The organism is Filibacter tadaridae (assembly GCF_900609045.1).
Taxonomy (GTDB): Bacteria; Bacillota; Bacilli; order Bacillales_A; family Planococcaceae; genus Sporosarcina; species Sporosarcina tadaridae.
In genome coordinates, this window is record NZ_UXAV01000018.1 from 76,125 (window position 1) to 90,444 (window position 14,320).

Annotated in this window: 12 protein-coding genes; 4 read left to right on the top strand and 8 right to left on the bottom strand. The window is 42.9% G+C overall.

Annotated features, from left to right (window positions below; translation table 11 throughout):
- Positions 1–40 precede the first annotated feature (40 nt).
- The 3 genes from putP to FILTAD_RS02420 all read right to left on the bottom strand — a co-directional run bounded on the left by putP (position 41) and on the right by FILTAD_RS02420 (position 5,066).
- On the bottom strand, positions 41–1,525 hold the full coding sequence (gene putP, locus FILTAD_RS02410; RefSeq protein WP_124068911.1) for a sodium/proline symporter PutP: 1,485 nt from the start codon (positions 1,523–1,525) through the stop codon (positions 41–43).
- Positions 1,526–1,731: 206 nt separating this feature from the next.
- Entirely contained in the window at positions 1,732–3,366 is a 1,635-nt protein-coding gene (locus FILTAD_RS02415) for an AMP-binding protein (protein WP_124068912.1), read from the bottom strand.
- A gap of 140 nt (positions 3,367–3,506) precedes the next feature.
- A complete protein-coding gene (locus FILTAD_RS02420; protein WP_124068913.1) occupies positions 3,507–5,066 on the bottom strand; it encodes an FMN-binding glutamate synthase family protein in 1,560 nt (519 codons plus the stop codon).
- Positions 5,067–5,161: 95 nt separating this feature from the next.
- Between FILTAD_RS02420 and nfsA the strand changes: the two genes are divergently transcribed.
- Complete coding sequence (gene nfsA, locus FILTAD_RS02425) at positions 5,162–5,890, top strand: oxygen-insensitive NADPH nitroreductase (protein WP_124068914.1); 729 nt, start codon at positions 5,162–5,164, stop codon at positions 5,888–5,890.
- An 11-nt stretch (positions 5,891–5,901) separates the two neighbouring features.
- Positions 5,902–7,068, top strand: coding sequence for a class I SAM-dependent methyltransferase (locus FILTAD_RS02430; RefSeq protein ID WP_124068915.1), 1,167 nt, complete (start codon positions 5,902–5,904; stop codon positions 7,066–7,068).
- Between the two features lie 156 nt (positions 7,069–7,224).
- On the opposite strand, the gene FILTAD_RS02435 is transcribed toward FILTAD_RS02430, so the two are convergent.
- Positions 7,225–7,890, bottom strand: a complete 666-nt coding sequence (locus FILTAD_RS02435) for a Dph6-related ATP pyrophosphatase (RefSeq protein ID WP_124068916.1) — start codon at positions 7,888–7,890, stop codon at positions 7,225–7,227.
- 201 nt (positions 7,891–8,091) lie between these two features.
- Between FILTAD_RS02435 and sigV the strand changes: the two genes are divergently transcribed.
- Both sigV and rsiV read left to right on the top strand, forming a co-directional pair.
- Positions 8,092–8,589 (top strand): RNA polymerase sigma factor SigV, encoded by a 498-nt coding sequence (gene sigV, locus FILTAD_RS02440; protein ID WP_124068917.1) that lies wholly within the window; start codon positions 8,092–8,094, stop codon positions 8,587–8,589.
- Positions 8,586–9,461: an anti-sigma-V factor RsiV gene (gene rsiV / locus FILTAD_RS02445; RefSeq protein ID WP_124068918.1), complete on the top strand. Its 876-nt coding sequence runs from the start codon at positions 8,586–8,588 to the stop codon at positions 9,459–9,461. Before sigV ends, rsiV begins: the two co-directional genes overlap by 4 nt.
- A 54-nt stretch (positions 9,462–9,515) precedes the next feature.
- Here the strand turns inward: rsiV and FILTAD_RS02450 are convergent, their stop codons facing one another.
- From FILTAD_RS02450 to FILTAD_RS02465, 4 genes are all read right to left on the bottom strand, one after another.
- Positions 9,516–10,016, bottom strand: coding sequence for a PCYCGC motif-containing (lipo)protein (locus FILTAD_RS02450; protein ID WP_124068919.1), 501 nt, complete (start codon positions 10,014–10,016; stop codon positions 9,516–9,518).
- A gap of 308 nt (positions 10,017–10,324) precedes the next feature.
- Positions 10,325–11,707: a class II fumarate hydratase gene (gene fumC / locus FILTAD_RS02455; RefSeq protein WP_124068920.1), complete on the bottom strand. Its 1,383-nt coding sequence runs from the start codon at positions 11,705–11,707 to the stop codon at positions 10,325–10,327.
- Between the two features lie 238 nt (positions 11,708–11,945).
- Positions 11,946–13,232: an ABC transporter permease gene (locus tag FILTAD_RS02460; protein WP_124068921.1), complete on the bottom strand. Its 1,287-nt coding sequence runs from the start codon at positions 13,230–13,232 to the stop codon at positions 11,946–11,948.
- On the bottom strand, positions 13,222–13,920 hold the full coding sequence (locus FILTAD_RS02465) for an ABC transporter ATP-binding protein (protein WP_124068922.1): 699 nt from the start codon (positions 13,918–13,920) through the stop codon (positions 13,222–13,224). Before FILTAD_RS02465 ends, FILTAD_RS02460 begins: the two co-directional genes overlap by 11 nt.
- Positions 13,921–14,320: the final 400 nt, after the last annotated feature.

Consider the following 14,320-nt stretch of genomic DNA (forward strand, 5'->3'; position numbering starts at 1 on the left):
ATAGACAAAAGCCTGCAGGTTTTCACTGCAGGCCCATCTCTCACCGTTCCTTTTTCAACATAGTAAGTGTTTCTGTGAATTCCTTTTCAATTTCATCATTTTGTTTGTACGTCAGTAAACTTACAAAGTATGTGACAAGTAAGCAGATGATAAAGCCAGGGACGATTTCATATAATGTATCAGTTAATACTTTTACATTTCCCCAGATCATAACAGTGATTGCGCCGGATACCATTCCCCATAATGCACCTTTGGAAGTAATTTTACGCCAGTACAGCGTCAGTAGGATTACCGGCCCGAACGCAGCGCCGAATCCTGCCCAAGCGAATGCTACTAGTGCTAAAATGGACTCATTATTTGGCCAAGCGAGCACCATTGCAACGAGCGCCACAATGAGCACTGCCATTCTTCCTAAAAATACATACCGCTTATCCGTTGCATCCGTTTTTATAACAGCCTTATACAAATCCTCGATAAGCGCTGAAGACGTAACGATAAGTTGTGATGAAATCGTACTCATGACCGCTGCTAGAACAGCAGCAAGCATAATCCCGGCAACGAATGGATGGAAAATGATTTGCCCAAGATCTATGAACACTGTTTCAGGATCCACTAACGTGGCACCCGGATTTTGATAGAAATACGCAATTCCGACGAGAGCAGTTGCAACTGCTCCGAAAAGACTTATCAGCATCCAACCAATACCAATACGGCGCGCACTTTTGACCTCTTTAACAGAACTGATCGCCATAAATCGAACGATTATATGCGGTTGCCCAAAATAGCCAAGCCCCCAAGCGACCGATGATAAAACACCAAGGAAAGTCGCGCCGGACAAGAAGTTCAGTAAATCCGGGTTAACTGTTTGGATACTTTCCGTTGTTTCCGCTACGCCACCTGTCCAGAATACACCAACAATCGGCACAAGTAGTAACGCAAAGAACATGATGAGCCCTTGCACAAAATCCGTATAACTGACTGCCAGAAATCCGCCGAATAAGGTATAAGCGATTACAACGACAGAAACAAGGACTAATCCGACGTGGTAGTCAAGACCAAACGAACTAAGGAAAAACTTCCCGCCTGCCACCATTCCGGATGATACATAGAATGTAAAGAAAATCAGAATGATGATACCCGAAGCAATCCGTAAAAATCTTGATTTGTCTTTCAAACGATTTTCCAAGAAACTAGGAATCGTGATAGAATCATTCGTTACTTGCGTATAGACGCGTAGTCGTGGTGCAACGATCAACCAGTTCAAATAGGCACCGATTGTCAAACCGATTGCCATCCAGGCTTCAACAAGCCCGTTCAAATAGATAGCCCCTGGCAATCCCATGAGCAACCAACCTGACATATCGGCGGCACCCGCACTAAGCGCTGTCACAGCCGGACCAAGTGATCGACCACCTAGCATATAATCCGTCAGATTGGCAGTGCGTCTAAATGCATACCATCCTATGAATAGCATCGTCGCTAAGTATAAAATAATTGCGATTAACTGATACATTTCACTAGACATACTAAATCCCCCTTTATGAATAAACTAATTATAACATATGAACTACTATAGATAATTATTTTTCCGAACAATCTGCCTGACTTTTTTCTAAGAGGAATTGTTTACCACGATGAGACATTCTTCTTAGGATTTCCCGGGAAATAACAGCATTTCGACAATAGACGAAATGAAAAGCGTATTCCCTGGCTAACCAGGGAATACGCTTTTCATTGATGCGATTTTTCCATCGACATTTCCCGCAGTACAAATTTCATGATTTTCCCCGATGCAGTCATCGGATATTCATCCGTAAACTCAATGTATTTTGGGATTTTATGATGTGATATTTTCCCCTTACAATATTCACGTACACTTTCCGCATCCAAATCCGCACCTTCTTTTGGAATAATCCACGCCATTAGCTCTTCCCCATATTTCTGGTCAGGCACTCCTACAACCTGGACGTCGGAAACTGCGGGGTGCGTATAAAGGAATTCTTCCACTTCTTTCGGATAGATATTCTCCCCGCCTCGAATGACCATATCCTTTATGCGACCTGTAATGTCGATATAACCTTCATCGTCCATAACGGCTATATCACCTGTGTGCAACCAACCTTCAAAATCGATTGCATCGCGTGTCGCTTCCTCGTTATTGTAATAGCCTTTCATAACGTGGTATCCCCGTGTACAAAGTTCTCCCGGATAACCCACTGGTACTTCTTCACCGGTTACCGGATCAACGATTTTCACTTCGACATGGGGATGAGGTTTTCCAACGGTTGAAACGCGCTTTTCAATCGGATCATCTGTCTTTGTCTGCGTAATAACGGGTGAAGATTCCGTTTGTCCATAACAAATCGTAATTTCACTTGCACCCATATCCTCTATTACACGTTTCATCACTTCAATTGGACATGTGGAACCGGCCATAATACCTGTTCGAAGTGACGATGTATCAAACTTTTTGAAGTCAGGATGGTTCAATTCCGCGATGAACATCGTTGGCACGCCGTGAAGAGCTGTACATTTTTCATCTTGGACGGCTTGGAGAACACGTAACGGATCGAATTGTTCGAGTAAAACCATTGCCGAACCGTGTGTCACTGCAGCCATCGTTCCGAGAACACAACCGAAACAGTGGAAGAATGGAACTGGAATGCATACTCGATCCTGCTCAGTCAATTTCATATAATCACCAATCAGCTTGCCATTGTTCACTACATTTTGATGGGTTAACATGACGCCTTTCGGAAAACCAGTTGTTCCCGATGTGTATTGAATATTGATGACATCATCCGGATTCAACGATTCCAACCGTTCTTGCATTGCAGCGTCTTTCACTCCTTCAGAATGGGCAAGTAGTTCGGACCACTTATACATGCCCGCTTCTGATCGTTCAGTCATCAGGATAATTCGCTTGAAATGCGGAAGTCCCTTACTCGAAATGATGCCCCCATTACTATCCGCCAATTCCGGGCAGACATTGCGAATAATATCTATATAGCTCGTTCCTTTAAAGCTTTCATCTAAAATAAGCGTTGTCGCTTCTGATTGTTTCAACAAATACTCAAGCTCTTTTGACTGATAGTTCGTATTCACTGTAACAAGGACAGCCCCCATCTTCCCTGTTGCGAATTGTGTCAATAGCCATTGCCGTTTGTTATCCGACCAGATTGCCACGTGTTCCCCTTTTTCGATTCCCATACCTATGAACGCCTTCGCTAGTTCATCCGTTTCCTCGTCAAACTCTTGGTAGGTTTTACGAACCTTGAGTTCCGGATAAACATATGCTTCTTTCGCTGGATACAGTCGTGCCTGCCCTTTCACAATTTCCCCCACTGTTTTATGTAACAACGTCATATGCCATTCCCCTTTCTAAATTACTTCCCGCCCTTAATATTATCACAACATTCAAAACACCGTAAGTGGATTTATGATAATTCCATGACGGTATGAAAAAGTGCCATTCCGCCTAGTTAGACAGAATGACACTTTGTATTTCATTCCACTGGTGAGATGCGCCCCCGCTCGTCTTTATAAACGATGTGGTGCCGCTCCAGTTTCGTCGGCGAATCCAATCCCGCAGCTGCTGCTACACGGAATAATCCCTCGCGCATTGTTAAAATATAATTAGTGACTCGGAATTTCTTTTCTTCCACGACAAGTCCTTTTTGTAAATTCTTATCCGTCGTCGCAACTCCGGCTGGGCATTCGTTTGTATGACAACGAAGCGCCATGATGCAACCGACCGAGATCATAAAGCCACGTGCAATCTGTACAAGATCTGCACCCATCGCGAGTACAATAGCAGCACGGTCGGGCGTTGTAATTTTTCCGGATGCAATAATCTTTACACGGTCCCGTACTTCATACTTCTGAAGAGCGTCATCAAGAAGAATAATTGCCGAACGAAGTGGCAAGCCGACACTATCTGCCAGGTCCTGATACGTAGCTCCTGATCCACCCTCCGCACCGTCAAGTGAGATGAAATCAGGACCCATTCCTGTTTCATGCATAATGGATGCAAGCTCCTCTGCATCCTGTTTACCACCAATGACAATCTTAATGCCGACCGGTTTGCCCGAATGGTTTCGAATTTTTTCGATGAACTCAAAAAGTGTAGGATAATCATTGAACTGGTGGAATCGGTTCGGACTGTTAATAGATGTATATGGCACGACATTTCGAATTTCCGCAATCTCTTCCGTCACTTTTTCTCCTTCAACGTGACCCCCGCGCATTTTCGCCCCTTGCGCAAGTTTAAGCTCGAAAGCTTTTACCTGGGGCATATCTGCTTTTTCACGAATCCGTTCTAGGCTGAATTCCCCGTCTTCTGTTCGGTAACCGAACAAACCTGATCCGATTTGGGCGATTATATCCGCATCCCCTGCTAAATGATGCGGAGACAGTCCGCCTTCTCCAGTATTCATCCATGCACCTTTGGCCATACCAATACCCTTTGATAAAGCTGTAATTGCATTTTCTCCAAGCGCACCATAACTCATCGCTGATTGTCCAAGCATGCTGCGGACGCGGAATGGATGTTCACAATCCGGTCCTATGACAATTGCATCCTCCTCAGGTAAAAGCCAAGGTAATGCGGGTAATTCTTCACGATGTTCTTTTCGATCAACCAAGTTATCTTCATCAACAACATAGCGCATCGTATCCACCAGATCCTCATTGTCCACGCGCATTTCCTCGTTCTGTTTTGTAAACATTGCATTGCGGATGAAGTAACCCGGTTCTTTAAAATCCCGCTTCGAACCGAAGCCGATGATACTGTTTAAATATTTCCCCGGCAGCACCATCCCTAGATACTCCACCCTACTAAATGGCTTGCCTTCATTATCACTATCAAACAGATACTGTCTTAACTCCGGTCCTGTTTTTTCGAGTACGTATCGAATTCGTCCTAATATTGGATAATTGCGTAGAATGGCATGTTGTTTTTGCCTTTTATCAAAAAAGTAAAGATACGCTGCTACCCCAATCAGAATAAGTACAATCGCTAGCGGCAACAATATCGCTACAGCGGTTAAACCGTCTATCCAACCCATCTCTCCACCCCTTATTAAGCTTTATAGGTAGTTTACCACTAACGCAGTCTGTTAATCTTATATGTACAAAGAATTTTTCTGGAGGGATTTCCTTAATGATTGAATTATTGAAAGCGCACGCATCCGTTCGAAAATATAAAACGATTCCACTTTCAAAGGATCAAGTGCATGAATTGATCCACGCGGGGCAACATGCAGCGAGCTCCCATTTTGTGCAAGCTTATTCAGTTATTCATGTAACCGATCCGGCTAAACGAGAAAAGCTAGCCGAGTTATCTAAAAACCCACAACAGATATTATCGGCAGGCGCTGTGTTGGTCTTTTGTACAGATTATTGCCGACTTGAAAAGGCGGCAAATCTTTCCGGGCGAAAAATTGATTTTTCTTATGCTGAAAACATGCTTGTCGGATCGATCGACGTTGCGTTGTTTGCTCAAAATGTCGCCATTGCAGCTGAATCGAAGGGTTTCGGGATTTGCTACATCGGTGGCGTCCGGAATGCACCCCAGGGAATCAGCGACTTACTTAACCTGCCAAAAGGGGTTGCGCCGATGTTCGCCATGTCGATTGGTGTCCCGGACGAGACGCATGAAGTAAAACCAAGATTACCGGTAGAGGCGATTATTCACGAAAATAGGTATAATGCTAACAAATACGACCAGCTCATTCCAGCCTATGATAAGACAATGAATGAATATTATTTAAACCGTGACGCTAACCAGAAAAATACGAACTGGTCCGATCAGATGACGGACTTTTTGACTTCGCCAAGGCGAACACATATGAAGGCATTTTTGGAGCAACAAGGATTTGAATTTAACTAGGAGAGATACGTATGCAATTTGAAGAATTACTTGTGGAGTTGACACGTCGGATGACGGATGGTTCATTTATCAGTGCCACAATTAGTCAGTCCCGAACGAAAACGGATGATGTAAAACGCATCAAAGTGAAGCCAATCGAGTTGAAAGGGCAACTTCATATCCAATTTGAATACCAGTATGAGCGGATTTTAAAACATGAAAACATTGCGGTAGATGTAGCGCATTCCAAACTACAAGAATTATTGGAGCGTTTCAGACAAATTCAGGCTGAATTCTCCGATGAAAAAGTACATGTTCAACTGTCCAAAAAGTTTAAAGTTATGTGGAAATCGGATAAAGTACAATCCCGTAAGGTTGCAGACCTCTCGCATAACCGAAAGAAAAACTATTTGTTGGACCAAGACACACCCTACCCTTTCTTAATCAGACTCGGGGTCCAAACACCTGATGGTAAAGTGAAAAAGCAAAAGTATGACAAGTTCAGGCAAATCAATCGGTTCGTTGAATTCATCGATGACTCCCTCGCTCACTTGCCGAAAGACCGTACAATCCGCATTCTTGATTTCGGCTCTGGGAAGTCTTATTTAACGTTTGCGCTCTATCATTATTTGCATATTGAAAAGGGCCTTGATATTCGGGTAACAGGGCTTGATTTGAAAAAAGAGGTCATTGAGGAATGTAGCGTCATCGCACGAGATCTTGGTTACGCTAATTTGGAGTTCCTTGTTGGTGACATCAATGATTACAATGATGAGTCAGCCGTTGACATGGTGGTCACGCTACATGCATGTGACGTCGCAACGGATATGGCACTTGCCCGCGCCGTGAAATGGGGAGCGAAAGTCATTTTAAGCGTACCTTGCTGCCAACACGAACTCTTCGCCCAAGTCGCTTCACCCGCACTCGATGTCATGCTCCAACACGGACTTATTAAAGAACGTTTCTCAGCACTTGCCACGGATTCTATCCGCGCTGAATTGTTGAACCTCGTTGGTTATGAAACGCAGATACTGGAATTCATCGATTTGGAGCATACGCCAAAGAATATATTAATCCGCGCCTATCATACGGGACGAGTAGCTACTGTGGATGAATACGAGCGTTACATGGCATTTAAGAAACTACTGAACGCCGATCCGTTTTTGGAGAAAGAATTGGGCGATTTGATCGGTAACTGAAATGAAAAAAAACTGTCCATTATTTAAAATATGGACAGTTTTTTTATCTAGAAATACTTACCTGGTCCCTCTTCCTATCCAACTGAACCCACCAACTGACTTAATGCATTGCAGAGCAATTCATCTAGCTGTATCATTCGGGAACCATCCTTCCCACTATTTCGCGTTTGCCATGCCCACTTCCAAAAATACATATCCATCCCGTTCGTGTTGATTTGAAAAGATAATCGGGATACGTTTACCGAATATCGGTCCGTCGACGACGACGGTGTGGAACTCGCCGGATTCGCCGCATGCATCGATACCGAGCGTTTCAAGTTCTTCCATCAGTTCTGTACTGAATTTCCGTCCAACAAAGTGTGCTGGCATCATTTTTGTGTTTACGACGATAATGTAGGCTTCGAATCCTAAACCGATAAATTCTTCAAGGATTTTGCGGCGGGGCTCCATCCATAATGGGTGGACGGCTTCTAGGCCGACTTTCGCACAGGTTGTTTGGACCCATTTCAAGTGATCTTCAAGATCGATATCACCGAAAACACCATGATTGATGTCCGCTGCCTTACAATCCTTCATCGCATCTAAAAATTGGTCTTCATAACTGTTCCAGCTTGCACCTCGAATTATAAGTGGAACGCCTAAACTTTTTGCTTGCGCTTGGAGGACTTCAATGGGCAGTGCATGCGATTTTGAATGTTTTTCATCTTCTTCAAACATCGTTAAAAGTCGTTTAGGAATTGCCCCTACTTTAAGCGCTCGGTAATAAGCCATCGCAGAGTCCTTACCGCCACTCCATGAAGCAACAAATGAATAATCTTCCATCCCGTTATCAACCTCAATTCTTTTATTACTATTTAATACATCCTATATACTTGAAATCATACCATATGTACGAAGCGTTCCATCCCGGATAACTGAATGTTCATTTAGCTATACACACCAAAACTTTTTACACAGGCGACCCGTCAAATGTTATAGAACGTGTTCGCGATACGTTGAAAATTAGAGAAGGTGATTCTTGTCATGACAAAGAAAAAGAAGTTCGAACTTGTTGAAAGTTTTATAGTAGAAAATCGTGAATCGCATTATCGTTTGGCTTATAGCTATGTCCGGAACAAGGAAAATGCGCTTGACATTGTTCAGGATGCCATTTTGAAAGCACTTAAATCAATAGATCGGCTGGAGGAAATTGCTTATTTGAAAACGTGGTTTTATCGGATACTCATCAATACTGCAATCGACTTTATCCGTAAGCATCAGCGAGTTACGGTAATGGATAATGATATCCTTGTCCTCCATCTACCCGGACTTGAAGATAATCTAACGGATATAGATTTGCAAAAAGCGATTGACCAGTTACCCCCACAATATAAAAGCATCATTATCCTTCGTTTTTTTGAAGATATGAAAATCGATGAGATTGCTGACATTATGGGCTTAAACATAAATACAGTAAAAACACGATTGTATAAGGCATTGAAAAAATTACGCATGGAAGTAGGAAAGGAGTTTAAGTTATGAAAAGGCTAAACAAGTTAAAAGAGAATCATGAAAAGATTGAAATTCCTGCCGAACTAGAGGATATTGTGAAACAATCCATTCAACAGGGGAAAAAAGCTCAGAAAAAACATGGTTATGTCAAACAATGGCCGATTGGAACAGTGGCTGCAGCTGCTGTGTTTATCGGCAGTGTCAATGTGAGCCCTAATTTTGCGCAGGCAATGGCAAATGTGCCTGTGTTGGGTTCCATCGTTGAAGTGTTCACCGTTCAACAATGGACGAATGATAAAGATAATTTCCAAGCGGATGTTGCTACTCCTGCAATCGATGGTTTGGCGGATGAAGAGTTACAAGCCTCATTGAACGAGAAATACGTCGCAGAATCTGAGACGAAATATGCAGCATTCGAAAAAGAAATGGCTGCACTAAAAGCAGAAGGCGGTGGACATTTCAGTCTCGATTCCAACTACAAAGTGTTGGTTGATACGGAGCAATTATTCACACTTGCCCGCTATGATGTGGAAATTCAAGCTTCCGGCTACGAAACAGTTCGTTACGATACGATTGACAAAGTGAACGGTTTGTTACTATCACTGCCTGCACTTTTCAAAGACGATAAATATATCGATACAATTAATACGTACTTACTGGGTGAAATGGAACGGCAGATGGCGGAAGATTCAAGCAAATCGTTTTTCTTGGACAAAGATATTCCCGAAGCTGCATTTCAATCGATTAATCCTGAACAAGACTTCTACATTACTGAAGACCATAAACTAGTTCTTTCATTCGACGAATATGAGATTGCACCCGGCTATATGGGCGTTGTAACATTTGAAATTCCGACTGAAGTGATAAAAGATAGTTTAGTGAGTGATACGTACGTAAACTAATTTCAGTAATGGAAAAAGCAGACACATTCGCGTGTCTGCTTTTTTGTAGATTCGTTATGCTGGCATTGGCGTATCTGTTGGTTCCGCATAGCCTTCTTTGTAATTTTCATCAATAAACTCACGAACCTTTTTCAACGATTTACCATCTTGCGTCATCTTCACGGATTGCACTGCGATTTCAAGACAGACTTGGCAGCGTGTACCATGGTCATCCCAAACGACAGAACCGTCCTCTTGGATTTCATCGATGAAACAATTCAAGTTGCTTTCATGATTTGCACTTTCGCCGCATCCGCAATAGCAAGGCATCCATTTTATGATATCTGCCGCGCTGCCGGCAACTTGATAGACAAGCCGCATGTCTTCCGATTTGTCATCTAGGAATGAAGGCAAAATATCTGCTGATGCGGTAACTTCCTGCAAATCACCATTCGGTAAATGGTTCTTTTCTCCATGCGCCATATTGTGTTCTTTCTCGCTTGGCTGCGCCTTCCCGCCACATGCTGAAAGGACAAGTATTGTTGCAATTAAGATGAACATCAATTTCTTTTTCATTAATCAATCGCTCCTCATTTGCATAGTTGTCCTTTCATCATACGGGAAATGATTACATTTATAGGTTACAGATTTGTGTACAATTGAAACTCCCACGGCCGCAAAAGTTATCACCGCTACAAGCAGGGTTATCACCGGCTCGAAGGGGCTTATCATCGCTATCGGGATGTTTATCACCGACTGGAACTCTGTTGTCACCGCCATAGCTAAGTTTATCACCGCCACCATACAATTCGCCTATTTTCATCAAACAAAAAAGGTTCCATCAGCCGGAATTGACCGATGGAACCCTCTCTAACATATCTAATTTATCTTCCAATCATTTTCGACGGAACAACATACTCGTCAAACTGCTCTTCAGTCAGTAAACCTGATTTGAGGGCTGCTTCTTTCAATGTTGTACCTTCTGCATGTGCAGTTTTCGCGATTTTCGCCGCATTCTCATAACCGATATACGGATTAAGAGCTGTCACAAGCATGAGTGAGTTTTCTACTTTACGATCAATTTCTTCGCGGTTCGGCTCGATTCCTACAGCACAGTTGTCATTGAAGCTAATCATCGCATCCGCAAGCAACGTGACTGACTGTAAGAAGTTGAAAATGATGACCGGTTTGAAGACGTTCAATTCAAAGTTCCCTTGACTTGCTGCAAATCCGATTGTAGCGTCGTTCCCCATCACTTGTGCGACAACCATAGTGAGTGCTTCACTTTGCGTCGGGTTCACTTTTCCTGGCATGATCGAGCTTCCTGGTTCATTTTCCGGAATCGTAATTTCACCGATACCTGAACGTGGACCACTTGCAAGCCAACGTACGTCATTGGCGATTTTCATAAGATCTGCCGCCAATGCTTTCATAGCGCCGTGGACGTAAACGACTTCGTCATAGCTTGTAAGCGCATGGAATTTGTTTGTTGCTGATGTAAATTCAATGCCGACCGCTTTACTGATTTCAGCTGCTACACGATCGCCGAATCCTTCGGGTGCATTCAATCCTGTCCCGACAGCAGTACCGCCGATTGCAAGTTCTTTCATTGTTTGAACACTATCCTGCAACATTTTTTCCGTTTTCTCCAACATACGGTGCCAGCCACTGATTTCTTGTCCAAGTGTTAACGGAGTTGCATCTTGTAAATGCGTCCGGCCAATTTTAATGATGTCCATGAATGCTTCAGACTTTTCATCAAGCGTCGTTTTTAACTTAGCGATTGCCGGTAGAAGCTGTTGTTCAACCGCAGTAACGCCTGATACGTGTAGTGCAGTCGGGAATGTATCGTTTGAGCTTTGTGATTTATTGACATCGTCATTCGGATGAAGGCGTTCTTCTTCGCCCCACTCTTCCAAGAATTGATTGCCCCGGTTAGCTAACACTTCGTTCATATTCATGTTCGATTGAGTGCCGCTTCCTGTTTGCCAGACGACAAGTGGGAAATGGTCGTCCAATTTACCTGCGATCACTTCATCTGCAGCTGCGGAAATGGCTTTCATCTTCGCTTCTGAGATTGCACCATGCGCTTGACTTGCGATGGCAGCTGATTTTTTTAAATGGGCAAATGCACGGATAACGCCAACCGGCATTCTTTCCCCGCCAATTTTAAAGTTCTGTTTACTACGCTGTGTCTGCGCACCCCAAAGCTTGTCCGCAGGTACTTTTATTTCACCAAATGTGTCATGTTCAATTCGATATTCCATTTTTCATCCGCCTTTCAATTGAATATGTTCCCATTATCTCACGATTGGTTGTATTTTTCTATGTAGTAAAACTCTTAATCGGTATCCGCCAGTTGTTTTCATTTAATTAATGATAGAAAAAAAGACCCAGTTGCCCAGATCTTTTCCATTATTCATTTCCAGTCGAATTGAGCTTTTTCATACCAAGGCCTGCATGAATTTCATATACTTTTCCCTAAATGATAGCTAAACTCGCCGGTTAAAGTTCTTGCCTTAGTGCGTTAATGACATCAATTTTTGTTGCTTTACGAGCCGGACGCCATCCTGAAATCATTGCGACGCCGATACTTATTGTGGATGCAATGACAACGAGTTGCCATGGGATGACTGAAAACGTTACATCCATGTTTCCAAGGTCTTCTTCGCCAAGTGCCGCCGTTACAATAATCGGTAAAATATAATTCGATAAGATACTCACAGCGTACGATATAACGACTGCAAGCACCGTTCCTAAAATCCCAATCCAAGCACTTTCCATAAGAAATAGCCGTTGAATCAATTTCGGATTCGCGCCTATTGCTTTCATAACACCAATTTCACGCGTTCGTTCTGTTACAGCCATTGTCATCGTGTTGAAAATACCAATGGAAGAAATTAAGATTGCGATTGTTCCTACAAAAATGAGGCCCGCTTTGAGTGCCAGGAAAAAGACATCCAGTTGTTCGAGTTCGTCAGAGATAGAGTAAACGCTGAATCCATCATCTTTTAATGCTGTTGAAACTGCTTTGACATTCTCCAACTTGTCCGCGTAGACATTTACATTACCATAGAATAGTTGTTGTGCATCAGGATGTTCATCAATCGGTTTTTCCACATGTGCATAATAGACTTTTTCAATTACGGGAATAATAGCAGCATCTGCATATATCTTTTGATCCATCTCCCACTCTTTCGCAGGTTTCTTACCTATGCCAACAATCGTTAAAGGAATCTCATCCTCAAATAGCTCTCCGCTATCATCCCCGATTTGGATTGTGAACTGTTCGCCTATTAATTTACCTTTGTATGTTTCAAATTCTCCTTCTTCATTCTCCACTTCCTGATCCATTAAAGAATCCTTGAAATGGCTTCCGACGACGACCTCAGTTGCATTTCGGGGCAAGCGTCCTTCTTGCAGTTCAAAATTGACTTTTTTCTCCTCGGTAAAGTCCGTTACAATCAGCTCTTGGTTACCGGTGTATTTACCAAGCGTTGTCCGTTGCATTATGCCTAGATTCTGGCGGAATACAACTGCTTTTACATGTTCCCTTTCCTTTAGCTCGTTTGCTTGTTCCGTGTTCATTTCACCCGAATATACTTGGATTTCGGTCACCAATCGATTGGATAGGATTTCATTGCGAATTGTGTCATGAATTCCGAAGCCCACTGATGCAAGAACAATTAGGAAGGCCGTTCCCATTGTTGCTGCCAGTACGGTCATGAAAACACGAAGTTTATTTTTCTTAATATGTTGTCCTACGAAGTCAATTTGGTCCTTAAATTTCATGTTGTTCACCCCCTTCTACTAATTCTCCATCATGCATTTTATATATGCGGTCAGCAGTTCGTGCCACTTCATCGTCATGTGTGATGATGACAAACGTAATTCCTCTTGTTTTATTCAACGATTGGATAAGAAGCAAGACGTCTTGTTCCGTTTCCGAGTCAAGACTCCCTGTCGGTTCATCTGCAAAAATAATAGGTGGATCAGTGATAAGAGCACGCGCAATACTAACCCGCTGTTGTTGCCCCCCGGATAATTCGTTTGGATAATGGTTTTGTACATCAGTCAACCCCACCTGTTGCATGATTTCTTTCACCTTATCCTTACGACTTCCCTTGTTGACCCCTTTTAGTTTGAGTGGCAATTCAACGTTTTCGAACGCCGTAAGCCCGGGCATGAGTTGGAAGTTTTGGAATACGAAACCAAAGTGATCTAATCTGAACTTTGCGCTCTCCGCTTCTGTAAATGAAGAGGTATGTACACCTTCCACCTGAATTTCTCCACTTTCGGGCGTTAAAAACCCTGCCATGATATGAAGTAAAGTCGATTTCCCTGAACCACTTCTTCCAACGATGAAGACAATTTCCCCGTCTTCCACGTTAAATGTAATGCCTTTTAAAACAGGGATTTTTTTCTCTTTCCCCTTCTTGCCGATTTTGAATGAATGATGTAAATCCCGTACACTTATCAAATCATTTCCCCCTTCTAATATCGCTTCTTTTAATAGTACGTATTATTTCTTAAGTAAGTATGATGACAAAAATGAAGAATTTCTTAAGAATGTTGTTGCCTGGTGATACGATTTTTACTTTTTCGGGCGGTTGATGGGGATTTATGATCGCTTTCTGCCTTTGTTTGATCGCGTGGTGACTTTTTTGAGCGCTTTCCACCCTTGTTTGATCGCCCGGCGGAGTCTTTGAGCGCTTTTCATTCTTGTTTGATCACCCGGCGGTTTCTTTGAGCGCTTTCCACTCTTGTTTGATCGCTTGGCTGATTCTTTGAGCGCTTTGGGCCGTTCTGTGATAGCTGGGAGTGTTCGTTGAGCGCTTTCACCATTTATATTATAGCGCTGCATCTTCAATTATCTAGTA

Coding starts and splice junctions, on each gene's coding strand:
- sigV (WP_124068917.1), top strand. CDS start 8,092: ATGACAAAGAAAAAGAAGTTCGAACTTGTTGAAAGTTTTATAGTAGAA.
- FILTAD_RS02450 (WP_124068919.1), bottom strand. CDS start 10,016: ATGAAAAAGAAATTGATGTTCATCTTAATTGCAACAATACTTGTCCTT.
- putP (WP_124068911.1), bottom strand. CDS start 1,525: ATGTCTAGTGAAATGTATCAGTTAATCGCAATTATTTTATACTTAGCG.
- FILTAD_RS02420 (WP_124068913.1), bottom strand. CDS start 5,066: ATGGGTTGGATAGACGGTTTAACCGCTGTAGCGATATTGTTGCCGCTA.
- FILTAD_RS02435 (WP_124068916.1), bottom strand. CDS start 7,890: ATGGAAGATTATTCATTTGTTGCTTCATGGAGTGGCGGTAAGGACTCT.
- FILTAD_RS02460 (WP_124068921.1), bottom strand. CDS start 13,232: ATGAAATTTAAGGACCAAATTGACTTCGTAGGACAACATATTAAGAAA.
- FILTAD_RS02430 (WP_124068915.1), top strand. CDS start 5,902: ATGCAATTTGAAGAATTACTTGTGGAGTTGACACGTCGGATGACGGAT.
- FILTAD_RS02415 (WP_124068912.1), bottom strand. CDS start 3,366: ATGACGTTGTTACATAAAACAGTGGGGGAAATTGTGAAAGGGCAGGCA.
- rsiV (WP_124068918.1), top strand. CDS start 8,586: ATGAAAAGGCTAAACAAGTTAAAAGAGAATCATGAAAAGATTGAAATT.
- nfsA (WP_124068914.1), top strand. CDS start 5,162: ATGATTGAATTATTGAAAGCGCACGCATCCGTTCGAAAATATAAAACG.
- fumC (WP_124068920.1), bottom strand. CDS start 11,707: ATGGAATATCGAATTGAACATGACACATTTGGTGAAATAAAAGTACCT.